Origin of the sequence: Eubacterium sp. BL-380-WT-2B, from assembly GCF_009696115.1 — a bacterium.
Classification (GTDB): domain Bacteria; phylum Bacillota; class Clostridia; order Eubacteriales; family Eubacteriaceae; genus Eubacterium; species Eubacterium callanderi.
This window is the reverse complement of the sequence record NZ_VUMP01000005.1, coordinates 143,646-168,343: the sequence shown is the minus strand read 5'-3', so window position 1 is coordinate 168,343 and position 24,698 is coordinate 143,646. Positions and strand designations below refer to the sequence as shown.

Below are 24,698 nucleotides of genomic sequence, written 5' to 3'. Positions count from 1 at the left end.
ACTATGTCAAAAACAGCAAAAAGAACAAATCCAACGAAAGTAATCACAGGAGTGGTACGACTCTCTTATGCCAATGTCTGGGAACCTAAATCCATCAATGGCGGTGCTGAAAAATACAGTGTGAGCCTGATTATCCCTAAGAGCGATACTAAAACCTTAAGTGCTATCAACGAAGCAGTTAATGCTGCTATTGAGGAAGGCAAAGGTAAATTTGGTGGCAAGCTTCCCAATCAAGCAGTTCTCAAGCTCCCTCTGCGTGATGGCGACATTGATCGTCCGGATGATGAGGCTTATGCCAACAGCTATTTTATAAATGCAAACAGCAATACTGCTCCACAAATTGTAGACAGAAACGTCAATCCAATCCTTGATCGTTCAGAAGTGTACTCCGGTGTCTATGCAAGAGTGAGTATCAACTTCTACGCCTTTAACTCCAATGGAAATAAGGGTATAGCGTGTGGTCTTGGAAACATTCAAAAAATCCGCGATGGTGAGCCTCTGGGCGGTAGAACCAATGCAGCTGATGACTTTTCCACTGACGTGGATGACGACTTTTTATCATGAGAACCCTCAGCATAGATATAGAAACATATAGTAGCGTAGACCTCGCCAAAAGCGGGGTCTATCGTTACGCTGAAGCACCGGATTTTGAAATCCTACTTTTTGGCTACAGTGTGGATGGTGGTCCTGTACAGGTAGTTGATTTGGCATGTGGTGAAAAGATCCCACAAGAAATCCAGAATGCAGTTCTAGATAGCCAGATTATAAAGTGGGCATTTAATGCTCAATTTGAACGAATCTGCTTGTCTCGTTATTTCGGTGTCTGGCTTGAGCCTGCTTCATGGCGTTGTACGATGGTATGGTCTGCTTACCTAGGACTTCCTCTATCTCTGGAAGGGGCAGCAATCGTAACAGGAGCAGATAAGAAAAAGCTGACTGAGGGTAAGGAGCTCATCCGATATTTCTCTGTTCCATGCAAAGCGACTCAGTCTAATGGAGGTCGAACTCGCAATCTACCGGAGCATTCTTTTGAAAAATGGGAGAGTTTCAAAGCATATAATCTACGAGACGTTGAAGTTGAACTTTCTATACAGGAAAAGCTTCAGAAATTTCCTATGCCTGAAGAGGAATGGAATAACTATATTCTAGATCAGCAAATCAATGATCGAGGTATTCAGTTGGATTTGGAATTGGTAAAAAAAGCGATTCAATGTGATGAAAAAGTAAGAGAAGAGCTAACAAGCAGACTAAAAGACCTAACTGATCTTGATAATCCTAATTCAGTTGTTCAAATGAAATCCTGGCTATCAGAAAATGGTCTGGAAACGGATAGTCTTGATAAGGCGGCGGTTAAGGCACTATTAAAGGAAGCTCCAGATCACCTGAGTGAAGTGCTGGAACTGAGGCAACTGCTAGCAAAGTCCAGTGTAAAGAAATACACCGCTATGGAAAATGCTGTATGCACTGACGGAAGAGCTCGGGGACTACTACAATTCTACGGTGCTAATCGAACCGGTAGATTTGCAGGAAGGCTTATACAAGTTCAAAATCTCCCTCAGAACCATTTGTCGGATCTGGAACAGGCACGTCGCTTGGTTAGAGGTGGGCATTTTGATGCCTTGGAAATATTGTATGACTCTATTCCGGGAGTTTTGTCTGAATTAATTCGAACCGCTTTTGTGCCAAAGAAAGGATATAAGTTTATCGTTGCTGACTTTAGTGCAATAGAGGCTAGAGTTATTGCTTGGATTGCAAGCGAGACATGGAGAAATGAAGTGTTTGCTACTCATGGCAAGATTTACGAAGCATCCGCTTCCCAGATGTTTAGGGTCCCCTTGGAAGAAGTCACAAAAGGTAGTCTACTCAGACAAAAAGGAAAAATTGCGGAGTTGGCCTTGGGTTATGGTGGATCAGTTGGTGCGTTAAAAGCAATGGGAGCACTTGATATGGGTCTTACCGAAGAAGAATTAAAACCTTTGGTCTATGCATGGCGAAATGCGAATCCAAACATTGTTAGGCTTTGGTGGGATGTCGATAGAGCAGTTAAAAAAGCTGTAAAAGAAAGATGTAGAACAGAAACTCATCGTATCCGTTTTGAATATCGCAGTGGAATGCTGTTGATATGGTTACCATCCGGGAGACAGCTTACCTATGTCAAACCAAGGATGGGGATTAACAGATTCGGCAGTGAAGCAGTGACGTATGAAGGCGTTGGTACCACAAAGAAGTGGGAGCGCATTGAAAGTTATGGTCCGAAGTTTGTTGAGAACATCGTGCAGGCCATTTCAAGAGATCTTCTTTGCCATTCCATGCGAAATCTGGATGAATCAGGACTAAATATTGTCATGCATGTCCATGACGAGGTAGTTTTAGAGGTTCCTTTAGAAATATGCGTACAAGACGTCTGTGTTCTTATGGGTCAGGTACCGCCTTGGGCGCATGGGCTTCTACTTCGTGCGGATGGATTTGAATGCGATTTTTATAAAAAAGATTAATCTGAGGGGGTTCGAAGCCTCCTCTTTTTTTGCTTATAGCTGAGGGCATGTTTTATCGCTCTACAACTATATGCTGGAGGTTCGATATGAACAAAATAACTTTATTCAACTATGAAGGCAACACAGTAAGAACAGTAATGAAGGATGGAAATCCTTGGTGGGTTCTAAAAGATGTATGTTCGGTACTAGACATTGGAAACAGTCGTGATGTTATGGCTCGTTTGGACAGTGATGAAAAGGGAGTCGATATTATCGACACCCCTGGAGGAAAACAGGAAGTATCTATTATCAATGAAAGTGGTCTTTATAGCGTGATATTGGTTTCTCGAAAGCCAGAAGCTAAAAAGTTTAAGCGCTGGGTAACCCATGAGGTGCTTCCTTCAATCAGAAGGCATGGCCTTTATGCTACAGATGAGTTACTTGCTAATCCAGACTTTTTGATTCAGGCACTACAGGAGCTTAAAGCGGAAAGAGCTAAAAATGCTGAGTTAACTACTACCATTAGCATTCAAGAACAGCAAATTGCAGAAATGAAACCTAAAGCAAGTTATTACGATGTGGTACTTAACTGTAAGGATGCGGTGTCTATCACAACAATAGCCAAGGACTATGGAAAGTCAGGGCGCTGGTTTAATGAGTATCTGCATAATTTAGGTGTTCAATTCCGTCAAGGGAAGATTTGGCTTCTATATCAAAAGTACGCTCAACATGGATATACGACGACAAAAACCCATACTTACCTTGGAAATGATGGGACGATGCATTCAAAGGTTCATACTTACTGGACTCAGAAAGGACGCTTGTTCATTTATGAGCTTCTTAAGGATCATGGCATTTTACCATTGATTGAACAAGAGTCCGAATTCGAGGAGATGTAACTTATGGATAGATATAACGCTGAAGGCTATCCAGATCCAACTGCAGCAGAAGCCTTGGAAAATATCATGCGTGAAGAAAAAGCAAAAAACTATAAACCTTGCGTTTTTATTTGTTCTCCTTTTGCTGGAGACATAGAAAAAAATCTGAATAAAGCTAGAGAATACCTGAAGTTTGCAGTGAAGCAAGGAACCATTCCTTTTGCTCCTCATCTGCTATACCCTCAAGTGCTAGATGATGGCGATCCTGAACAAAGAAAACTAGGACTATACTTTGGCATGGTATGGCTTAGAAAGTGTGATGAGCTGTGGGTATTTGGTCGCTATATCTCAAAAGGGATGCAAGCAGAGATAAATAAAGCATCGAAGCATCGTATACCTATCCGGTATTTTTCTGAAAACTGCGAGGAGGTGCAGAAGCTATGAAGATAGCGGTTGGTAACAGCCGAATGGATAAAAAGTGGAAGAACAAAGATATCACATGGGAGGACTTTATCTCACGAGTTAAATCTACCATACGAACAACAGAAACGGTATCTGAATTTCGGAAAATGAGTCGCGCTCAACAGGACTCAATAAAAGATGTAGGAGGATTTGTGGGAGGAGCCCTTCGTGAAGGAAAACGCAGAAATGGTTATGTCCTCTCCCGTTCCCTTCTGACTTTAGATATGGATTATGCCAAACCAGAGGTTTGGGAGCAAATTGATGCGTTACATGATTTCAAATGCTGCATCTATTCTACCCATAAACATACACCAGATGCACCAAGATTAAGACTTATTATTCCACTTAAAAGAGAAGTAACAGAGGATGAATACCCAGCCCTTGGTCGGATGGTTGCAAAGGAGATTGGGATTGATTTATTCGATGACACCACTTATGAACCTTCAAGACTAATGTATTGGCCTTCTACACCGTCAGATGGAGAGTTTGTATTTAAAGAGAAAGACGGTGAACTATTGGACCCAGATATCTATCTATCAAAATATGTAGACTGGCGGGACACTTCAATGTGGCCAGTCTCAAGTCGACAATCTGAGGTTGTACAAAGGAAAATAACTAAACAAGCAGATCCATTAATTAAAGAAGGGGTTATAGGAGCATTTTGCAGAGCCTATAACATTGAAGAAGCCATCGAAGAATTTCTACCTGATGTATATGAACCTAGTACCATGAATGGACGATTTGATTATATTCCAGCAGATTCTTCAGCAGGCTTGGTAATCTATGATGGTAAATTTGCTTATAGCCATCATGCTACCGATCCAGCATGTGGAATGTTGCTAAACGCATTTGATTTGGTCCGAGTGCATAAGTTTCGGGAACTAGATGAAAAGGTGACAGAAAATACACCGCCAAGTAAACTACCTTCATTTAGAGCCATGACAGATTTGGCATTAGAGGATGAACGGGTAAAAGAGCAGTTTGCTGAAGAACGAAAGGCTCAGGCTGAAAAAGAGTTTATTGATGAAGATTGGGAAAAGCAGCTGGAGATTGATAAGACAGGAACGGTTAAAAATACTCTTAGAAATTTGATTTTGATACTTGAAAATGATCCCAACCTAAAAAGCATAGTGTTTAATCAGCTATCTGATAGTCTCGAAATTAAAGGTGATGTTCCTTGGCCGCATCCATCGAAGTTCTGGAGAGATGCAGATGATGCACAGCTAATCAGCTACATTGACACCCACTACGGAACCTTTTCTGCAAGAAACTATGATGTAGCGGTAGCGAAGGTCGCTGACGATAGATCTTATCATCCGATTCGGGAATTTATTGAGGCTCTTCCTGAGTGGGATAAGGTAGCTAGAGTAGATACCTTGCTAATCGATTATCTAGGTGCATCAGATAATCCATATGTTCGAGCTGTGACAAGAAAAACTTTATGTGCAGCGATTTCTCGTGTACTGACTCCAGGCATCAAGTTTGATTCCATGTTGGTTTTAAATGGGCCACAGGGGGTTGGAAAAAGCACTCTCATTGCTAAGTTAGGTGGAGACTGGTTTTCAGATAGCTTGAACTTGTCGGATACCAAGGACAAGACTGCGGCGGAAAAACTTCAGGGTTACTGGATTTTAGAAATTGGAGAACTAGCCGGACTTAAAAAAGCTGAAGTTGAAACACTTCGAAGTTTCTTGTCTCGCCAAAATGACATTTATCGTGCCAGCTTTGGCAGGAGAGCTACTCCGCACTTAAGACAATGTATCTTTTTCGGAACCACCAATGCTGAGAAAGGCTATTTGCGGGACACCACAGGAAACCGTCGTTTCTGGCCGGTAAAAACTCCAGGAAATGGTACAAAAAAGTCTTGGCAACTAAAGCATGATGAAATTCTGCAGATATGGGCTGAGGCTCTTACCTATGTGAAAGCTGGAGAAAAATTGTACCTTGATACCAGTCTTGAGAAACTTGCAAAAGAAGAACAGCGGGAAGCTATGGAATCAGATGAGCGTGAAGGTTTGGTACGTGAATACCTAGATATGCTCTTACCAGAAGACTGGGACACTATGGATTTATATGAACGTCGAGCCTATATCAACGGGACTGAGTTTGGTGAAAGTCAAAGGGTAGGTGTTTGGAAACGAAAATCGGTTTCTAATATGGAAATCTGGTGTGAGTGCTTTGGAAAAGATCGAGCCAATCTTCGACGAGTGGATGGCAATGAGATATCTGCAATTATGGCAAGTATCGGAGGCTGGACGGGACTAGTGAGAAAAGAACGTATCCCGCTTTATGGACCACAATGGGTTTACGTTCCCAAAGCATAATTTAGTTTGGAACACATGGAACAATTTTTTCTCAGGAACAGATTTCCCCTGTTCCGGTGAAACAAAAACGGTCTTTTGGTACACCTCATTGGAACAGGCGACAGCCCTTTGTAAAGTAGGCTACTTTATAACTTCTGTTCCATTGTTCCAAAAATAATTATTAAAAGTAATCCTAAAGACAAAAAGAGGAAATTACCTGCAGACGCGTATATACGCGCGTATAGAGACTTTTTGGATTTAGGGAACGTGGAGGAACTATGAGAGAGAAATTGATAGAACAAAAACTGATAAAAGCAGTAAAAGATATAGGCGGCATTGCACTAAAAATTGTATCACCAGGTTTTGATGGAATGCCAGATAGATTGATTTTGTTACCTAATAGAAAAGCTGCATTTGTAGAGGTAAAAGCACCAGGTAAAACTTTACGGCCTCTACAGGAAAAGCGAAAAAGACAGTTAGAAGCACTTGGTTTTTTGGTGTTCTGCCTGGATCACATAGAACAGATTGGAGGGATACTTCGTGAAATACAAGCCTCATGAATATCAGATATATGCCACTGAGTATATTCTTACCCATCCCATAGCAGCAGTGCTGTTAGATATGGGATTAGGCAAGAGCGTTATTACCTTATCTGCTATCTTTGATCTAACACTGGATAGTTTTCTTGTTCGTAAGGTTCTGGTTATTGCACCCCTTCGAGTTGCCAGAGATACATGGCCTGCAGAGATTGAAAAGTGGGATCATCTAAAAGGCCTTAACTACACCGTAGCAGTTGGTACTGTGGCTCAGAGAAAACGAGCGCTAATGAAAAGAGCTCAGGTATACATCATCAATCGAGAAAATATCGAATGGTTAATTTCAAGAAGTGGAATCTCCTTTGATTTTGACATGGTGGTAATTGATGAGCTGTCATCCTTCAAATCCCATCAAGCAAAACGATTTAAAAGCCTGCTTAAAGTCAGGCCACAGGTAAAAAGGATCGTAGGGCTCACTGGAACACCATCCTCCAATGGATTGATGGATTTGTGGGCAGAGTATCGACTCTTGGATATGGGTCAAAGGCTTGGGCGCTTTATTGGAAGATATCGAGAGGACTACTTTGTACCGGATAAACGTAATCAACAAGTAATCTTCTCCTACAAACCAAAACCAGGAGCAGAAGAAGCAATTTATAGGCTCATATCTGACATCACTATCAGCATGAAAGGTTCTGATTACCTTAAGCTGCCGGAGTTGGTTATAAACGAAGTGCCAATGAAGCTTTCTGAAAAAGAAATGAAAACCCTCGATACCATGAAGCGGGATTTAATTACAACGGTTAAAGGTGAGGAAATTACTGCTGCCAATGCAGCAGCTCTTTCAGGAAAGCTCCTGCAGATGGCAAACGGAGCAGTCTATGATGATCAAGGTGTAGTTATTCATATACATGACCGTAAGCTGGATGCACTGGAAGACTTAATCGAAGCCGCTAATGGCAAGCCTGTTCTGATTGCTTATTGGTTTAAGCATGATTTATCTCGAATACAAAAGCGCTTTGAGGTCGAAGTACTGTCCACTAGAGATTCTATTAAGAGATGGAACGATGGAGAGATTCCCATTGCAGTCATCCATCCAGCATCCGCAGGACATGGCCTCAACTTGCAAGCCGGAGGATCAACACTTGTATGGTTTGGCTTGACTTGGAGCTTGGAGCTTTACCAGCAAACCAATGCCCGTCTTTGGCGTCAAGGACAAAATGAAACGGTAGTGATCCATCACTTGATTGCCAAAGGCACCATTGATGAGCGTGTAATGAAAGCCCTAAATGATAAAAACAATACCCAAGCCGCACTGATAGATGCGGTAAAAGCAACACTAAAGGAGGTCTGATACGATGAACATTGTCTGGCAATATTTAGATAAAAGGGCAGCGGCAATCAATGCCTTAAAAGATTACAGCAGCATGAAATACATCATAGAACATACTGATGAGGACATTGCTACCCTCAACGAAGAAATGAGTTCTCCTGTATCTCCAGTTCTAAATGGCATGCCAGCGACCCATGATCCGAAAGCAGGAGAGAAAAGGCTCATTGCCTGCATTAATGAAATTGATGTATTAAAAGAACGCTATCGCCAAGCACTGGAATACATGGACTGGTTTCAACCTGCATGGGATGCCTTAACGGAGGATGAGCAGTATGTGTTAAAGGAGTTCTATTTGGACGATGAACAAAAGCAGATTGATGCAGTGTACAACATCTGTGACCGTTTTAACATTGAACGCTCTTCAGCTTACAACAAGAAGAATCGCGCACTTCAGCATTTAGCACTACTACTCTATGGAAAGTAATGAGTAATATCGTGGACGATTTTATTAGAAATCCATAATACAATGGTATTGTGAAAAAATGTAGAGAGCCTTCGTGGAAAAACCGCGAGGGCTTTCTCTATGCCCAAATGGAGGTGCGAAATGCCAAGGAAACCTAAACGACCATGTTCTTCTCCTGGTTGTCCTGAGCTGACAGATGGACGCTTTTGTCCGGAGCATGCCAAAAAGGAAGCTTCACGATATGAAAAATATCAGTGAGATCCTGAGACGAGGAAGCGTTACGGGCGTGCGTGGAAAAGAATACGTGACCGTTACATTGCAGCTCATCCATTATGTGAAGAGTGCAAAAGAGAGGGAAAGCTGACACCAGCAGCTGAAGTGCATCACATCCTTCCTTTGTCTCGAGGAGGAACACACGATGAAAGCAACTTGATGGCTCTTTGTACTCCTTGTCACTCAGCCATCACAGCAAGAGATGGAGACCGTTGGCCATCCCGGTAGGGGGAGTCGAATCTCTACAGCTTTTAAGCGGACAACGGGCGTGGGGCTTCGTGCAAAAAGTCGCGGTTTCAAACAGGGTAATAACCCCTAACGAGAAAAGAGGTGAGTAAATGGCCAAAGATGGTACAAATCGAGGTGGTGCTCGTATTGGCTCTGGGCAGAAAAAGAAGCCACTTATAGATAAAATTGCGGAGGGTAATCCAGGCAAAAGAAAACTGGAAATTATCGAATTTAAAAATACCGCCGAACTTCAAGGGCAGGAGATGCCACAGCCAAGGGCTATGCTTTCAGCAGTACAAAAGGACGGAAAAACTCTGGTAGCTAGTGAAATCTACAAGATCACATGGAAATGGCTTGAGGAGCGAGGGTGTGCACATCTAATTCTACCACAGCTATTAGAACGCTATGCAATGAGTGCTGCCAGGTGGATTCAATGTGAGGAAGCGATAACTGAGTTTGGTTTTCTTGCTAAGCATCCAACCACCGGCAATGCCATCCAAAGCCCATACGTTTCCATGAGTCATAACTTTATGAGCCAGACCAATAGGCTCTGGATGGAAATATATCAGATTGTTCGTGAAAACTGTGCGACAGAGTATACAGGCACAAACCCACAGGATGATGTGATGGAGCGACTGCTATCTGCCCGTAGAGGCAAATAAGGATAAGGAGATGTGTAATGAGTAAGAGATATTTAACAGCAGAAAGTGTATGTGCAGGGCATCCTGATAAACTGTGCGATATTATTGCTGACAGCATTTTGGAAGCATATCTTAGAAAAGATAAGGCCTCACGCGTAGCTTGTGAGGTTATGGCTACTAAAGGAAAAATTATCGTGGCGGGCGAGATCTCCTGCAGCGAGAAAATCGATATCAGATACATTGTCAGGAATGTATTAAAACAAGTGGGTTATAATCCTTTGAAATTTTTGATTTATGTATATGTACACAATCAAAGTCCTGATATTGCAGCTGGTGTAAATACTGCACTGGAAGCACGAAATGGTGTAAACGAACAATATGGTTCTGTCGGTGCCGGAGATCAAGGGACCATGTATGGGTATGCCACAATAGAAACTAGAGAAATGCTTCCCTTACCTCTTGTACTATCCCATCGAATCGTAAAGAGACTGGATGAGGCTCGAAAAGGTAAGCTCATTAAAGGTATTCTCCCCGACGGAAAAGCTCAGGTGACGATTGAATATGATGATGATACTCCAGTAAGAGTAAAGACCATTGTGGTGTCGGTGCAGCATGAAAAGAATAAGACCCAGGAAGAGCTCAAGCAGGATATTCTAAACAATGTATTGTGGCAGTGTTTTGAGGACTTTCCTTTTGATGATGAAACAGAAATTCTTATCAATCCGTCTGGTCAGTTTATTTTAGGAGGACTCGCTGCAGATACTGGACTAACCGGTAGAAAAATCATGGTAGATACTTATGGCGGTCTTGCATCCCATGGGGGTGGTGCTCTTTGTGGGAAAGATCCCACAAAAGTTGACCGAAGCGGTGCTTATATGGCTCGGTATATTGCGAAACATATCGTTTGGTGTGGGTATGCCAAGAAATGTGAAGTGAGTATTTCCTATGCCATTGGTAAGGCAAATCCTGTAGCCTTTACTATAAATACCCTTGGCACTGGAACTGTTTCTGATGAAATATTAACTCTGGCTGCACAGGAGACTTTCAACTTAAGACCTGCGGCTATCATTGAAAAGCTGCGTCTAAGAAATGTGATTTATTCTGATACAGCGGTTTATGGTCACTTTAATAGCTGTCTGTTCCCATGGGAGGATGTTAATAGATACAGCGAATTAAGGGAGGTGGTGGAAAAGTATGCTAATAGAGAAGATTAAAACGAAGCTACTAATCCCTGCTGATTATAATCCTAGAAAGGACTTAAAGCCAGGAGATCCAGAATATGAGAAACTTAAACGCTCTCTTGAGGAGTTTGGCTATGTAGAACCCGTTATATGGAATAAGACCACAGGCAGAGTTATCGGGGGTCATCAACGCTTGAAAGTTCTACTGAGTATGGGCATGGATGAAATAGAATGCGTAGTAGTTGAAATGGATGAGGAAAAGGAAAAGGCTCTCAATATCGCATTAAATAAAATTAGTGGCGATTGGGATAAAGAAAAACTGGCACTTCTCATCACAGACTTAAACGCCGCAGACTTTGATGTATCTCTCACAGGTTTTGACCCAGAAGAATTAGACGATCTTTTCAAGGATTCCCTTAAGGATAATATAAAAGAAGATGATTTCGATGTAGACAGCGAGCTGAAAAAGCCCGCTGTTTCGCATTTAGGGGATGTTTGGATACTTGGACAGCATCGACTTGTCTGTGGAGATAGCACCAAGCAAGAGACCTTTGATGTCTTGATGGATGGGAAAGCTGCTAATTTGGTCGTTACAGACCCTCCATATAACGTCAACTATGAAGGAACAGCTGGAAAAATCAAAAATGACAATATGGCTAATGAAGCGTTCTATGATTTCCTGCTTGCGGCATTTCAAAATACCGAAGCTGTGATGGCAAAGGACGCTTCTATTTATGTATTTCATGCCGACACGGAGGGACTCAATTTTAGAAGAGCATTCTCCGATGCAGGATTTTATCTTTCTGGTACTTGTATTTGGAAAAAGCAATCTCTTGTACTCGGTCGCTCCCCTTATCAGTGGCAGCATGAGCCAGTTCTCTTTGGGTGGAAAAAGAAAGGCAAGCACAATTGGTATTCCGATAGAAAGCAGACCACTATCTGGGAGTTTGAGAAGCCGAAGAGAAACGGTGACCATCCAACCATGAAACCAGTGGCACTCGTGGCATATCCCATTATGAATTCAAGTCTTAGTAACTGTATTGTGCTTGATCCCTTCGGTGGTTCAGGAAGTACACTGATTGCCTGTGAGCAGACCGATAGAATCTGCTATACCATTGAGTTGGATGAAAAGTACTGTGATGTCATCGTGAAAAGGTATATTGAACAAGTTGGAAACTCGGATGGTGTGTTTCTTTTAAGAAACGGTGTCGAATATAGGTATCTTGACCTGCCGGAGGTGAATGCAGATGAGTAAATTGACACTCGGTTCGCTTTTTGACGGCAGTGGTGGTTTTCCTCTAGGTGCTTTGCTTTGTGGCATTGAGCCGTTATGGGCTTCAGAAATTGAACCGTTTCCTATACGAGTTACGACCAAACGCATCCCACAGATGAAGCATTATGGGGATATCAACAAACTAAACGGTGCGGTGCTTCCGCCTGTAGATATTATAACATTTGGTTCGCCCTGCACCGATATGAGTGTGGCGGGTAAAAGAGCTGGTCTGGACGGAGAACAATCCGTCCTTTTTTATGAAGCAATCCGAATTATCAAGGAAATGAGGTGTAAGACCAATGGACAATATCCAAGGTATGCAGTCTGGGAAAATGTCCCCGGCGCATTCTCGTCAAATAAAGGGGAGGACTTTAGGGCAGTCCTCGAAGCGGTCATCGGTGTCAAAGAGCCGAACACCTCAGTGCCTTTACCTGAAAAAGGACGATGGCCATACGCTGACATCTATATGGGAGACGGATGGAGTGTGGCTTACCGAACTATCGATGCGCAATATTTCGGAGTCCCCCAGCGTCGTCGTAGAATCTACCTTGTCGCAGATTTTGCAGACAGATGTGCCGGAGAAATACTATTTGAGTCCGAAGGCATGCCAAGGAATTTTACGCCGAGCGGCAGCCCGTGGCAAAGAACTGCCGGAAATGCTAAAAACAGCACTGGAAAAACAGGCGATAGCATAACTTGTTTAAATGACCAAGGCGGGAAAGTGATGTCTGTTTCGGAGGATATTACCGCAACACTTCGAGCGGAGGAACACGGACATCAGCCTTGCGTCATGCAGTCAAGCGGATTTTGTACCGAACACAGCGCCAAGAGTCGAAGTGTAGGATATGAGGAAGAACGTTCCCCTACCCTTCGAGCAGGTGTTGTTCCAGGTGCAGTCATGTCCTTTGAACCGGGCGCTGCTTCTCGAGTTGGTGGCCATACTGATGAAAATTTAAGTGGATCCCTTCGTGCAAACATGGGAGATAACCAAACGGCTGTTGTTATTGAAAATCATCCAACTGATAGTCGTGTAAAACTCTCGGAGGATAATAAAGTACAGACGCTAACCTCTCGTATGGGAACTGGCGGTGGGAATGTACCTCTTATTATGAATACACCTAAAACATTAAAAATCCGCTCTGGCTGTGAAGGCGGTGGTAAGGGGGCTTTGATACAGGATGATAAGTCTGCCACTCTTGGATGCAATAATGACCAGACCGTTTTTGTACCTACCGCATATGGCATCTGTTCTGATAAAAGCAACTCCATGCTGTCAAGCAATCCACATAGCGGTATATATGAAGCGGATACTTCTCGAACCATTGATGCCAATGGAGGAAATCCAGGGTGTAATCAAGGTGGTATGGTAGTAGTTGCTCTACAAGGCTCGATGATTGGAAGAGAGGATAAAAATGGTCCCCAAGGAAGCGGCATAGATGAAGAGGTTTCTTTTACGCTGAATACTATTGACCGTCACGCAGTTGCCTATGCCATGACTACCGGATCCTTTACACAGGTTGTAGAAGATAAAGCACCAACGTTAGTGTCTCGAGATTACAAGGATGCCCCTGTAGTAACTCAGCCTTCTTATGGCATTGATCGGGCAGCTTTTAATCAAGGAAAGAACGCTCTATATAAACCTTCTATAGATGAAGAACAGCAACCTACACTCACGGCAAAAGGACCTGGAGCAGTGGCACAACCAGCATCATTTTACCCTCAGTTGAAAGCTGAAAGTCAATGCTATAGGCAGGACGGTACATCAAATGCGATTATCAATGGTACCAATCCAGGCTATCAAAACGGATTGGTTGAACCCAACTTTATCGTCCGAAGGCTTACACCAACGGAATGTGCTAGATTGCAAGGCTTCCCGGATGATTGGTGTGATGACCTTGGTACGGAAAATCCTACAGAAGATGAAATTTCATTTTGGACGGAGGTTTGGGAAACCCATCGCAAAATCATAGGTAAAAGCAGCAAGCCAAAAACAAGAAAGCAAATTATTAAATGGCTTAACAACCCCCATTCCGATTCAGCTGAGTACAAAATGTGGGGTAATGGTGTAGCACTTCCATGCGTCTGTTTTGTGCTGACTGGCATTGTGTTATCTGCAAGGAATGCCGCCGATTAATGGAACAGTATTTTCTACAGATAGATGCCCTAAATGACTTGATATTAACAGCCTTTAGAGTGATATATGTATGTACCGAAAATAGAAAGGCGGTATAAAAAATGCAGATAAACTATAATGTCACAGGAGCAAAAAGAAAAGAGTTAGTCAACGCAATCAGCCAAAAACTGAATGCTCCTGTTAAATACCTTGGAGCACCTACATTTGCATATGAGGTGGCTGACTACAATATTGACAAAAATGGAGTAGTCAGAGGACCAGATAATTCTGAACTGGTTGATGCTCTATTAAGCTTTCATGACTTCAAGGCGGCTAAGGAAGAATATGACACACCACTTTCAAAAGCAGAGCTTGTTCCTGAAAATATTCAAATTCCCTATGAAGAGGCTCTTTGTGGAAGGGTAAGTCCATATAATGATTACGAAGAATCTCCCATATATACCGAGCCAGATGAAATCGAAGATATTAGATTGATTATTCAAATGCCGAGGGAGGGTTTTACCGAAATCGCACTTGATAATCTAAAAGGATTGGTAGAAAGCAAAGAAACCCTTATAAAGAAAGCACTTGATACTGACTCTATTCCCATTATCGTAAATGAGGAATTTGTAACCTTCCCCTGGTTCCAAAGTGAGTGCTCCGCAGAGGAGGTTAAGGCTTATACTTACTTTGTAACAGCACTTTGCGAAATGGCAAAGAAGCAGACACGCGTCAACTCGACCGAGAAATCAGTGGAGAATGAAAAGTACGCTTTCCGTTGTTTCCTTCTAAGACTTGGCTTTATCGGTCCAGAATACAAAACGGAACGAAAAATTCTCCTCTCCAAACTGTCGGGTAGCTCTGCCTTCAAAAGCGGAACTGCCAAGCATAAGGAGGTGAGTGAATAATGAATATCATTCACCCAGAAATGCTAAAACAACTTAGAAGTTATTACACTCCGGGAACTCGTGTCATGTTACTTAAAATGAATGACCCTTATACCAAGCTTCAGCCTGGAGCTAAAGGCACGGTTACAAGCGTTGATGATATGGGAACCATCCACGTCAGTTGGGATTCAGGCAGTTCCCTTGGAGTGGTCTTTGGAGAGGATTTATGCAAGAAAATCGAAGAGTAAACATACACATTTTAAGCCCAAAATGGCAATAGATATGTAGATTTATATTGCAGAATTGTCTTGCTATATAAGCCTTTTAGAGTGATATATGTACATGCTGAAAGGACAAACACACTTTAAAAGGAGCGAGATACGATGTTAAGCACAAAATTCGGAATCGAGATTGAATTTACAGGTATTACAAGGGAATGGGCAGCCAGAGTCGCTGCAGAGTTTTTGCAAGGCACTTATAGTGAAGGCGGAACTTACTACGACACTAAGAAGGTAAAAACTCCAGATGGTAGAGTTTGGAGATTTATGTATGATGGGAGCATTCACTGTCAAAGAAAAGAAGGTAGAAGAAAAGTAGCTGCAGGTAGAGATTATAGCGTTGAGCTAGTTAGCCCAATCCTAACCTACCGAGAGGACATTGAAACTTTACAGGAGCTAGTAAGAAAGCTTCGCAAAGCTGGAGCCTTTACAAATACATCTTGCGGCATTCACATTCATCTAGACGGTGCTGAACATACCCCAAGAAGTATTCGAAACTTTATAAATATCATTGCAAGTAAAAATGACTTATTTTATAAAGCACTTCAGATTGCACCGCAGAGAATGAATTACTGCAAAAAGATGGACAGCATTTTGGTTGAGAAGATGAACCGCAAAAAGCCTAAAACCATGAGACAAATTGAGGACATTTGGTACGAGGGTTACAGCGAGAGTAGAAGCACTCATTACCACAACAGTCGCTACCATTTCCTAAACCTTCACAGCTTTTTCACCGGAAACCATACAGTTGAACTTAGAGGTTTTAACAGCGAGCTTCACGCTGGAAAGATAAGAAGCTACATTGTTCTAGCGCTTGCCATCAACCACCAAGCCTTAACACAAAAGTGTGCATCAGCAAAGAAACCACAGGTGGAGAACGAGAAATTTGCCATGAGAACCTACCTAAACCGGATTGGTTTCATTGGTGATGAATTTGCAAACTGCAGAGAGCATTTGACCGCAGCACTTTCGGGTTCAGCTGCATGGCGGTTTCGGGCGGCCTGAGCTGCCCCTAACCCATAAAGCTAAAAAGGAGGATTACAATGAAGAATAAATTATATCTTGCCTATGGCTCTAACCTTAACCTAAAACAAATGGCCAACAGATGCCCCACAGCGAAGGTGGTAGGAGCAAGTCAAATCAATGACCACCGTTTATTATTTAGAGGGGCACACGCAGGCGCTGTGGCGACCATCGAGCCTTTTAAGGGTAGCAACGTACCCGTTTTAGTGTGGGAAATCACACCTGTCGATGAAGCTGCACTTGACCGTTACGAGGGATGGCCGTTCCTTTATCGCAAGGAAACAATAAAAGTGAAGTTGGGAGGTAAAACCGTTAAGGCGATGGTATACATCGTGAATGATGGAAAGCCGCTTGGACAGCCGAGCTGTTATTATTACAGTACAATTTTAGAAGGCTATAAGAGTGCAGGCTTCGATGTGGAAATCCTGCGTAAAGCCACAACCGATTCAGTAGAATCAGAGGAGGTAGCCAATGAATGAGATAATTATGAAACAAATATTTGCCATTCGAGAAACAGGTGAAACGAATATGTTTGATCTTCCGGTTGTGACTAGTATTGCTTTAAGAGCAGGTTATATGGAGCTAGTAGATTACCTTGAAAGGAACAAAGGAGAATATGTCCATTTCATTTTGACGGGGGAAGAAAAAACAGAATAACTTAAACAAATTTTGAAGGAACTCTGCGGGGTTCCTTTTTTCGTAGCCATAAGGAGGTGGCGGCCATACGTAAACTAAAAAAATATAAGCCGACCATCTTTAAGGCAGATGGTTCGGTATATGATAAGGACGCTGCAGACATTGCGGTGTCTTTTATTAATTGCTTAAAACATACGAAGGGAGAATGGTATGGGCAGCCATTTGAACTTATTGACTGGCAGGAACAGATTATCCGCGATGTGTTTGGGATTATAAAGCCTAATGGTTACCGTCAATTTAATACGGCATATATCGAAATCGCTAAAAAGCAAGGTAAATCTGAGCTAGCAGCAGCGGTTGCGTTACTGCTTACCTGTGGTGATTTTGAGCATGGCGGTGAAGTATACGGATGTGCATCTGACAGACAGCAAGCTTCCATTGTTTTTGATGTAGCAGTGGATATGGTAGAACAATGTCCAGCTCTGAAAGCAAGAATTAAACCGGTACTATCGCAAAAACGACTTGTTTATAAACCGCTAGGTAGTTTCTATCAAGTTTTGTCTGCAGAAGCGTATACCAAGCATGGACTAAATGTGCATGGTGTTGTATTTGATGAACTTCATGCGCAACCCAATAGACAGCTTTTTGATGTCATGACCCATGGCTCAGGTGATGCAAGAAAGCAACCGCTGTATTTTTTAATTACGACTGCCGGAAATGATACTCACTCTATTTGCTACGAGGTGCATCAAAAGGCTAAAGATATTCTAGAAGGACGAAAGGTTGATCCAACATTTTATCCAGTTATTTATGGTGCAGATGAAAATGATGACTGGACCGATCCAGAGGTGTGGGCGAAAGCCAACCCCTCAATGGGCATTACCGTTGATATAGAAAAAATTCATATTGCTTGTGAAAGCGCAAAACAAAATCCAGCCGAAGAGAACCTATTCAGGCAGCTTCGTTTGAATCAATGGGTTAAACAGTCGGTGCGCTGGATGCCTATGGAAAAGTGGGATAAATGTGCTTTTACTGTAAACCCAGAAAGTCTTACAGGGCGTGTGTGTTATGGTGGTTTGGACTTATCCTCTACAACCGATATAACAGCATTTGTTCTTGTATTCCCTCCTGAGTATGAGGGAGATAAATATATCATCCTCCCTTTTTTCTGGATTCCAGAAGATAACATGGACCAAAGGGTAAAGCGTGATCATGTTCCCTATGACGTATGGGAGAAGCAGGGGTTCTTACACACCACTGAAGGAAACGTGGTGCATTATGGTTACATCGAAAACTTTATCGAAGAGCTGGGCTTAAAGTACAACATTCGAGAAATTGCTTTTGACCGGTGGGGAGCTGTACAGATGACACAAAACTTAGAGAACCTTGGGTTTACAGTAGTTCCTTTCGGTCAAGGTTTTAAAGATATGAGTCCGCCAACGAAGGAGCTTATGAAGCTTACCTTGGAAGAGAAACTGGCGCATGGTGGTCATCCGGTGCTTCGATGGATGATGGATAACATCTTTATTCGTACTGATCCTGCTGGAAATATCAAGCCGGATAAAGAAAAATCAACTGAAAGAATAGATGGAGCAGTCGCTACCATTATGGCTCTTGACCGAGCAATCCGCAAAGGTGGAACAGGTAACTCTGTTTATGACGGTCGAGGGCTTCTTATTTTGTAGCAAAGGAGAGTGATGCAGATGGGATTGTTTTCTAATATTTTCAAAGCGCGTGATAAGCCGCAAAATCGAACCACAGGAAGCAATTACAGCTTCTTTTTTGGTGGAACAACCAGCGGTAAGCCTGTAAACGAACATACAGCAATGCAAATGACAGCGGTCTATTCATGCGTAAGAATACTTGCAGAGGCTGTGGCAGGGCTCCCCCTACACCTATATAAATACACTGCAAGCGGTGGTAAGGAAAAGGCTCTTTCTCATCCGCTGTATTTTTTATTACATGATGAACCTAACCCAGAGATGAGTTCCTTCGTTTTTCGAGAGACGTTGATGACTCATCTTTTATTATGGGGCAATGCCTATGCACAGATTATTCGAAATGGAAAAGGTGAAGTCATAGCACTGTATCCGTTAATGCCAAATCGAATGTCGGTGGACCGCGATTCCAGTGGTGCTCTTTATTACACCTATACCAGATATTCCGATGAAGCACCTACGATGAATGGAATGACGGTCACACTAAGGCCAAGCGAAGTGCTTCATATTCCTGGCTTAGGATTTGATGGACTAGTAGGGTATTCTCCGATTGCAATGGCTAAGAATGCCATTGGTATGGCCATAGCCTGTGAGGAATATGGAGCTAAGTTTTTCGCAAATGGAGCAGCTCCGGGAGGTGTACTTGAGCATCCTGGAACGATTAAAGACCCACAAAAGGTGCGAGATAGCTGGAATGCCGCCTATCAAGGAAGCAGCAACTCCCATCGTGTGGCAGTGCTTGAGGAAGGGATGAAGTATCAGCCTATTGGTATCTCACCAGAACAAGCTCAGTTTTTAGAGACAAGAAAGTTTCAGATTAATGAAATCGCTCGGATTTTCCGCGTGCCTCCACATATGGTTGGGGACTTGGAAAAATCGAGCTTTTCTAATATTGAGCAACAGTCACTGGAGTTTGTGAAATACACTTTGGACCCCTGGGTGATTCGTTGGGAACAGGCCATCAGCCGATCACTTTTAAGACCAGATGAAAAGAAGCTCTATTTTGCCAAGTTTAATGTGGATGGACTGCTTCGAGGTGATTATGTCTCTCGAATGAACGGGTATGCAACTGCGAGACAGAATGGTTGGATGAGTGCCAATGATATTAGGGAGCTAGAAAACCTTGATCGAATCCCACCTGAGCTTGGCGGGGACTTATATCTAATCAATGGCAATATGACCAAGCTTGCGGACGCAGGCATATTCGCAAATAAAGAAGGAATGGAGGGAAAAAATGAATGAAGAAATTTTGGAATTGGGTGCGTGATGAAGATACACAGTCACGGACCCTCTATCTAAACGGTGCAATTGCTGAGGAGAGTTGGTTTGATGATGATATTACCCCTGCTGCTTTTAAAGCAGAGTTAATGAGTGGCGAGGGTGACATAGTAGTTTGGATTAATTCACCTGGTGGTGATTGTATCGCAGCATCACAGATTTATAACATGCTGATGGATTATAAAGGCAATGTCACCATAAAGATTGATGGCATTGCAGCATCAGCCGCCTCAGTCATTGCCATGGCAGGTACGGAAGTTTTAATGTCTCCAACATCACTGATGATGATCCATAATCCTTTCACCATAGCCATTGGCGATAGCGAGGAGATGCAAAAGGCAATGCAGATGCTGGATGAAGTTAAGGAAAGCATCATCAATGCTTATGAACTTAAAACCGGTTTGTCTAGAACAAGGTTATCTCACCTGATGGATGCTGAAACTTGGCTAAATGCCAATAAGGCAGTCGAGCTTGGTTTTGCAGATAACATTATGTTCAAACCAGGAGAGAGTGCACTACAAGATAGCTTTGTCTTTAGCAGAAGAGCAGTGACCAATTCACTAATGAATAAGCTTCAAAAACCAGTTGTAAAACAGTCAGTCAAGTCGCTTTATGAGCGGCTTAATTTATTGAAATATTAGGAGGAAATGAAAATGAGTAAAATTCTTGAACTGCGTGAAAAGCGCGCAAAAGCATGGGAAGCAGCAAAGGCATTTCTTGATTCAAAGCGTGGTAGTGATGGACTTGTGTCCGCAGAGGATGCCGCAACCTACGACAAAATGGAAGCAGATATTATTAATTTGGGTAAGGAAATCGCAAGGCTGGAGCGCCAAGAAGCTCTTGAAGCAGAGCTTAATAAGCCTGTAAACACACCTCTTACCGAAAAACCAGCTATTCCGGGGATGGATACAAAGACCGGAAGAGCCAGTGATGAGTACAGAAAGGCATTCTGGAACGTAATGCGTAGCAAAACTCCTCGCCATGATGTGCTAAATGCTTTGTCTGTAGGCACTGATTCAGAGGGAGGATATCTTGTTCCTGATGAATTTGAGCGTACCCTAGTTCAAACCCTTGAGGAAGAGAATGTATTCCGTAAACTGGCAAAAATTATTCAGACTTCAAGCGGTGATCGTAAAATCCCGGTTGTGGTGACAAAGGGTACAGCGGCTTGGCTTGATGAAGGTGAGGAGTTTGATGAGAGTGATTCTGTATTTGGCCAGACATCTATCGGTGCCTATAAGCTGGGTACAATGATTAAAGTTTCTGATGAACTTCTCAATGACAGTGTATTTGATCTGGAGAATTATATCTCCACTGAATTTGCCCGTAGAATCGGTGCTAAGGAAGAAGAAGCTTTTTTAGTTGGAGACGGAGATGGAAAACCTACAGGAATTTTCAACGCTACTGGTGGTGCACAGCTTGGAGTGACAGCCGGGTCTGCAACTGCCATTACTGCAGATGAGATTATCGATCTTGTTTATTCCCTGAAGGCTCCTTACAGAAAGAACGCAGTATTCCTGATGAATGATGCAACAGTAAAAGCAATCCGTAAACTGAAAGACGGTCAAGGTCAATATCTGTGGCAGCCTTCTTTAACAGCAGGTACTCCAGATACGTTGCTGAATCGTCCGGTTTACACTTCTGCTTATGCTCCTATTATTGAAGCTGGAGCAAAGACGATTGCCTTCGGTGATTTCGGATACTATTGGATTGCTGACAGACAGGGGCGTTCTTTCAAACGTTTAAATGAACTTTTTGCAACCACAGGGCAGGTTGGTTTCCTTGCGAGCCAGCGTGTAGATGGAAAGCTCATTTTACCTGAAGCCATCAAAGTTCTTCAGCAGAAAGCTTAATGGGAGGTGCAAATGATGAGCTATAACGCAAAGAACTACACCGAACAAGGTGGAGAAAAAACCGTTATTGGTGGAGAACTTGTCATTGAAGAGGGAGCCAAAGTAACTGGGCTCCCTGTTCTTGAAAATCAACCGGCAAGCACTGCGGATACTGTAGAAGCTCTAGTGACGGACTTTAATGCCTTGCTCAGTAAGCTGAAAACTGCAGGAATCATGAATGGAGATACACCTTAGAAAGGATAGTGATGGTGATGACACTTTTAGAAAAAGTTAAAGCAAATCTAATTCTTGAGCACGATCGCGATGATGAACTTCTTCAGATGTACATCACCACCGCTATCGCATATGCCGAGAGTTACCAGCATGTACCGGAAGGTCATTATAATGAGAACACAATGCCGCCAACTACCGAGCAGGCCGTCATTATGCTGTCATCTCACTTCTATGAAAGTCGAGATGGCAGTACTGGCGGCTTTTTTTCTGATAACGTTCAGGCAGGTCAGCAAGTTTGGAACACTGTAAATTTACTGCTTAGACTTGACCGAGATTGGAAGGTGTAGAGTATGAGTTTTGGAAAAATGAATACCTTTATCGATCTCATTTCTGTTGAAAGAACGAAAGACAGTGAAGGCTTTGGTAAATCTAAGGACACCATCCTCGCTTCCGTTCGTGCTTATAAGGAAGATCGTCATGGAAATGAAAAGTGGACTAACCGAGCGGCATTTTCTGAAGCAACTGCGCTGTTTCGTTTTCGTAGGATACCTGATGTTGAGGTATCTACCAATATGGTGATTGTGTGTAATGATGGCCGCTATGAGATTACAAATGTTGAAGATGTAAAAGGTCGAGGCATGTATATTGAAGCCTTGGCAAAAAAGGTGGTGGGGTCAAGTGGCTAAGGTACAAGTAAAAATACCTGAGGATTTTCTTTTAAAGCTTTCAAAGCTTGGCGATAAGACGGATGAAATCATCCCAAAGGTACTTGAGTCAGGCGGGGAAATCGTTTTGGAAAAGGTTAGATCTAATTTGCAAGCTGTAGTTGGTAGCGGAACAAAAGAAAAAAGTCGGTCTACAGGTGAGCTTATTAGTTCGTTGGGTCTCTCTCCTGCTAAAGTGGACCGAAATGGCAATTTCAACGTGAAGATAGGTTTTAAGGAGCCACGAAGAAGCGGCGAAAGTAACGCTAAGATTGCCAATATCATCGAATACGGAAAATCGGGTCAGCCTCCAAAACCATTTTTAAAGCCTGCAAGAAGGGCTTCAAGAAAAGCATGTATTGACGCTATGAAGAAGAGGTTTGAGCAGGAGGTCGAAAACTTATGAGTATATTAAATGAACTTAATCTCATAGCAGATTTGTGCGGTATCCCGGTAGAAACAGGAAGATTTTCTGGTGTTCCTCCTGATACTTATCTTGTGATTACACCTCTTATTGATTTGTTTGAGGTTCATGCAGATAACACACCGGGATATGAAGTACAGGAAGCCAGACTTTCCTTATTTGTGAAAGGCAGTTATACAGCTATAAAAAATGCCATTGTCCGCACTCTTCTAGGTGCGGATTTTACGATAACGGATCGTCGATACATCGGACATGAGGATGATACCGATTATCACCATTATGCCATAGATGTGGCTAAACCATATGAATTTCAATTGGAAAAGGAGGAATAAAACATGGCTACAATCGGTCTGGATAGACTTTATTATGCAAAAATCACCGAAGATGACAACGGTGATGAAACCTATGATACACCGATGCCGCTAGCAAAAGCAATCAGTGCAGAACTTTCCGTTGAGCTTGCTGAGGCCACTCTTTATGCCGATGATGGTGCCGCTGAAATTGTCAAAGAATTTAAAAGTGGTACCCTTACTCTCGGTATTGATGATATAGGGGTAACAGCTGCAGGAGATTTAACAGGAGCAACCATTGATGACAACCATGTACTCATTTCAACCAGTGAGGATGGCGGGGCTCCTGTTGCAATTGGCTTTAGAGCACAAAAGGCAAACGGTAAATACCGATACTTTTGGCTGTATCGTGTGAAGTTTGGAATTCCTGCAACAAACTTGGCGACCAAAGGTGATAGTATTACTTTCTCAACTCCGACCATTGAAGGAACAGTACTTCGTAGAAATAAGCTGGATGGTCAGGGTAAGCATCCATGGAAAGCAGAAGTAAACGAGGGTGATGAGGGCGTAACCCAGGCAATTATTAATGGTTGGTATAGCGAAGTGTATGAGCCTACATTTGCTGCTTCTGGCGGAAGTGGAGAATAAGGGGGGATTGGAATGGATAACGAAAGAAGTGCAAAGATCAATATTGGCGGGCAGGAGTATGAGCTTATTCTTACCACTAAAGCCACAAAAGAAATTGCTGGGAGATATGGCGGTCTTGAAAATTTGGGTGAGAAATTACTGAAGTCTGAGAACTTCGAAATGGCACTGGATGAAATAGTCTGGCTGATAACTTTAATGGCCAATCAGAGCCTACTCATTCACAACCTTCGAAATCCAGATAACAAAAAGCCGCTGCTTACTCAAGAAGAAGTTGAACTTCTCACATCTCCTTTGGAACTAGCTACTTATAAGAATGCTTTGACAGAAGCAATGTTTAAGGGAACCAAGAGAAATGTAGAATCTGAAGATGACTCAAAAAACGTTTAAACCGGGTAAACGAGAATGAACTCTTTACCCGGCTTTTATATTACGGGACAGTTCATTTAAATCGTACCGAAGAGGAAACATGGCTTACACCTATTGGCTTGCTTATGGATTTATGGGAGTGCCATAAGCAGTTTCTTGGAATGTCCAAACCAAAACGGAAGATTTACATCGATGACATTATTCCTTATGGTATTTGATCTT

General features: G+C 42.6%; 28 protein-coding genes and 2 pseudogenes. All 30 read left to right on the top strand.

Annotated elements, in window-relative coordinates; translation table 11 throughout:
• Positions 1–3 precede the first annotated feature (3 nt).
• On the top strand, positions 4–564 hold the full coding sequence (locus FYJ53_RS11235) for a DUF2815 family protein (protein WP_154557342.1): 561 nt from the start codon (positions 4–6) through the stop codon (positions 562–564).
• Positions 561–2,495, top strand: a complete 1,935-nt coding sequence (locus tag FYJ53_RS11230; RefSeq protein ID WP_154557341.1) for a DNA polymerase — start codon at positions 561–563, stop codon at positions 2,493–2,495. Before FYJ53_RS11235 ends, FYJ53_RS11230 begins: the two co-directional genes overlap by 4 nt.
• 86 nt (positions 2,496–2,581) lie before the next feature.
• Positions 2,582–3,373, top strand: coding sequence for a phage antirepressor (locus FYJ53_RS11225; protein WP_009052905.1), 792 nt, complete (start codon positions 2,582–2,584; stop codon positions 3,371–3,373).
• 3 nt (positions 3,374–3,376) lie between these two features.
• Positions 3,377–3,796 (top strand): DUF4406 domain-containing protein, encoded by a 420-nt coding sequence (locus FYJ53_RS11220; RefSeq protein WP_009052904.1) that lies wholly within the window; start codon positions 3,377–3,379, stop codon positions 3,794–3,796.
• Positions 3,793–6,138: a virulence-associated E family protein gene (locus FYJ53_RS11215; RefSeq protein ID WP_154557340.1), complete on the top strand. Its 2,346-nt coding sequence runs from the start codon at positions 3,793–3,795 to the stop codon at positions 6,136–6,138. Before FYJ53_RS11220 ends, FYJ53_RS11215 begins: the two co-directional genes overlap by 4 nt.
• A gap of 257 nt (positions 6,139–6,395) precedes the next feature.
• Entirely contained in the window at positions 6,396–6,677 is a 282-nt protein-coding gene (locus tag FYJ53_RS11210) for a VRR-NUC domain-containing protein (RefSeq protein ID WP_058085652.1), read from the top strand.
• The gene (locus tag FYJ53_RS11205; protein WP_058085651.1) at positions 6,658–8,007 is read left to right on the top strand and encodes a DEAD/DEAH box helicase; all 1,350 of its coding nucleotides are present in this window, start codon (positions 6,658–6,660) and stop codon (positions 8,005–8,007) included. Before FYJ53_RS11210 ends, FYJ53_RS11205 begins: the two co-directional genes overlap by 20 nt.
• A gap of 4 nt (positions 8,008–8,011) precedes the next feature.
• Entirely contained in the window at positions 8,012–8,470 is a 459-nt protein-coding gene (locus FYJ53_RS11200) for a hypothetical protein (protein ID WP_058085650.1), read from the top strand.
• A 120-nt stretch (positions 8,471–8,590) separates the two neighbouring features.
• Positions 8,591–8,950 (top strand): annotated as a pseudogene (locus tag FYJ53_RS11195) (HNH endonuclease).
• Positions 8,951–9,060: 110 nt separating this feature from the next.
• Complete coding sequence (locus tag FYJ53_RS11190) at positions 9,061–9,612, top strand: P27 family phage terminase small subunit (RefSeq protein WP_046058023.1); 552 nt, start codon at positions 9,061–9,063, stop codon at positions 9,610–9,612.
• 17 nt (positions 9,613–9,629) lie between these two features.
• A complete protein-coding gene (gene metK / locus FYJ53_RS11185) occupies positions 9,630–10,805 on the top strand; it encodes a methionine adenosyltransferase (RefSeq protein WP_074097860.1) in 1,176 nt (391 codons plus the stop codon).
• Positions 10,786–12,027, top strand: coding sequence for a site-specific DNA-methyltransferase (locus tag FYJ53_RS11180; RefSeq protein ID WP_046058025.1), 1,242 nt, complete (start codon positions 10,786–10,788; stop codon positions 12,025–12,027). The genes metK and FYJ53_RS11180 overlap by 20 nt, the downstream gene beginning before the upstream one ends.
• Positions 12,020–14,179: a DNA cytosine methyltransferase gene (locus FYJ53_RS11175; RefSeq protein WP_046058026.1), complete on the top strand. Its 2,160-nt coding sequence runs from the start codon at positions 12,020–12,022 to the stop codon at positions 14,177–14,179. The genes FYJ53_RS11180 and FYJ53_RS11175 overlap by 8 nt, the downstream gene beginning before the upstream one ends.
• A 101-nt stretch (positions 14,180–14,280) precedes the next feature.
• Positions 14,281–15,066, top strand: coding sequence for a virulence protein (locus FYJ53_RS11170; protein ID WP_074097859.1), 786 nt, complete (start codon positions 14,281–14,283; stop codon positions 15,064–15,066).
• A complete protein-coding gene (locus tag FYJ53_RS11165) occupies positions 15,066–15,293 on the top strand; it encodes a DUF4314 domain-containing protein (RefSeq protein ID WP_046058028.1) in 228 nt (75 codons plus the stop codon). Before FYJ53_RS11170 ends, FYJ53_RS11165 begins: the two co-directional genes overlap by 1 nt.
• Before the next feature lie 135 nt (positions 15,294–15,428).
• Entirely contained in the window at positions 15,429–16,328 is a 900-nt protein-coding gene (locus tag FYJ53_RS11160; RefSeq protein ID WP_046058029.1) for an amidoligase family protein, read from the top strand.
• Positions 16,329–16,366: 38 nt separating this feature from the next.
• Positions 16,367–16,825: a gamma-glutamylcyclotransferase family protein gene (locus FYJ53_RS11155; RefSeq protein ID WP_046058030.1), complete on the top strand. Its 459-nt coding sequence runs from the start codon at positions 16,367–16,369 to the stop codon at positions 16,823–16,825.
• Positions 16,818–17,003 (top strand): DUF5049 domain-containing protein, encoded by a 186-nt coding sequence (locus FYJ53_RS11150; protein ID WP_046058031.1) that lies wholly within the window; start codon positions 16,818–16,820, stop codon positions 17,001–17,003. The genes FYJ53_RS11155 and FYJ53_RS11150 overlap by 8 nt, the downstream gene beginning before the upstream one ends.
• Positions 17,004–17,068: 65 nt before the next feature.
• Complete coding sequence (locus tag FYJ53_RS11145) at positions 17,069–18,667, top strand: terminase large subunit (RefSeq protein WP_046058050.1); 1,599 nt, start codon at positions 17,069–17,071, stop codon at positions 18,665–18,667.
• 18 nt (positions 18,668–18,685) lie between these two features.
• Positions 18,686–19,942 carry a phage portal protein gene (locus tag FYJ53_RS11140; protein ID WP_046058032.1) on the top strand — a complete coding sequence of 419 codons (1,257 nt, stop codon included), beginning with the start codon at positions 18,686–18,688 and terminating at the stop codon, positions 19,940–19,942.
• On the top strand, positions 19,939–20,619 hold the full coding sequence (locus FYJ53_RS11135) for a head maturation protease, ClpP-related (RefSeq protein ID WP_046058033.1): 681 nt from the start codon (positions 19,939–19,941) through the stop codon (positions 20,617–20,619). Before FYJ53_RS11140 ends, FYJ53_RS11135 begins: the two co-directional genes overlap by 4 nt.
• Positions 20,620–20,631: 12 nt before the next feature.
• Positions 20,632–21,831 (top strand): phage major capsid protein, encoded by a 1,200-nt coding sequence (locus FYJ53_RS11130; RefSeq protein WP_046058034.1) that lies wholly within the window; start codon positions 20,632–20,634, stop codon positions 21,829–21,831.
• 15 nt (positions 21,832–21,846) lie between these two features.
• Positions 21,847–22,065, top strand: coding sequence for a Head fiber protein (locus FYJ53_RS11125; protein ID WP_024400894.1), 219 nt, complete (start codon positions 21,847–21,849; stop codon positions 22,063–22,065).
• Positions 22,066–22,082: 17 nt separating this feature from the next.
• Positions 22,083–22,391, top strand: a complete 309-nt coding sequence (locus FYJ53_RS11120; protein WP_154557337.1) for a head-tail connector protein — start codon at positions 22,083–22,085, stop codon at positions 22,389–22,391.
• A gap of 3 nt (positions 22,392–22,394) precedes the next feature.
• On the top strand, positions 22,395–22,730 hold the full coding sequence (locus tag FYJ53_RS11115) for a head-tail adaptor protein (RefSeq protein ID WP_046058035.1): 336 nt from the start codon (positions 22,395–22,397) through the stop codon (positions 22,728–22,730).
• Positions 22,723–23,154 carry an HK97-gp10 family putative phage morphogenesis protein gene (locus FYJ53_RS11110; protein WP_046058036.1) on the top strand — a complete coding sequence of 144 codons (432 nt, stop codon included), beginning with the start codon at positions 22,723–22,725 and terminating at the stop codon, positions 23,152–23,154. The genes FYJ53_RS11115 and FYJ53_RS11110 overlap by 8 nt, the downstream gene beginning before the upstream one ends.
• On the top strand, positions 23,151–23,504 hold the full coding sequence (locus FYJ53_RS11105; protein WP_024400890.1) for a hypothetical protein: 354 nt from the start codon (positions 23,151–23,153) through the stop codon (positions 23,502–23,504). The genes FYJ53_RS11110 and FYJ53_RS11105 overlap by 4 nt, the downstream gene beginning before the upstream one ends.
• A gap of 3 nt (positions 23,505–23,507) precedes the next feature.
• Positions 23,508–24,110 carry a major tail protein gene (locus FYJ53_RS11100; protein WP_024400889.1) on the top strand — a complete coding sequence of 201 codons (603 nt, stop codon included), beginning with the start codon at positions 23,508–23,510 and terminating at the stop codon, positions 24,108–24,110.
• A gap of 12 nt (positions 24,111–24,122) precedes the next feature.
• On the top strand, positions 24,123–24,497 hold the full coding sequence (locus FYJ53_RS11095) for a hypothetical protein (protein WP_029749750.1): 375 nt from the start codon (positions 24,123–24,125) through the stop codon (positions 24,495–24,497).
• A gap of 5 nt (positions 24,498–24,502) precedes the next feature.
• Positions 24,503–24,694, top strand: a pseudogene (locus FYJ53_RS21855) (hypothetical protein); the annotation flags it as partial.
• Positions 24,695–24,698 lie beyond the last annotated feature (4 nt).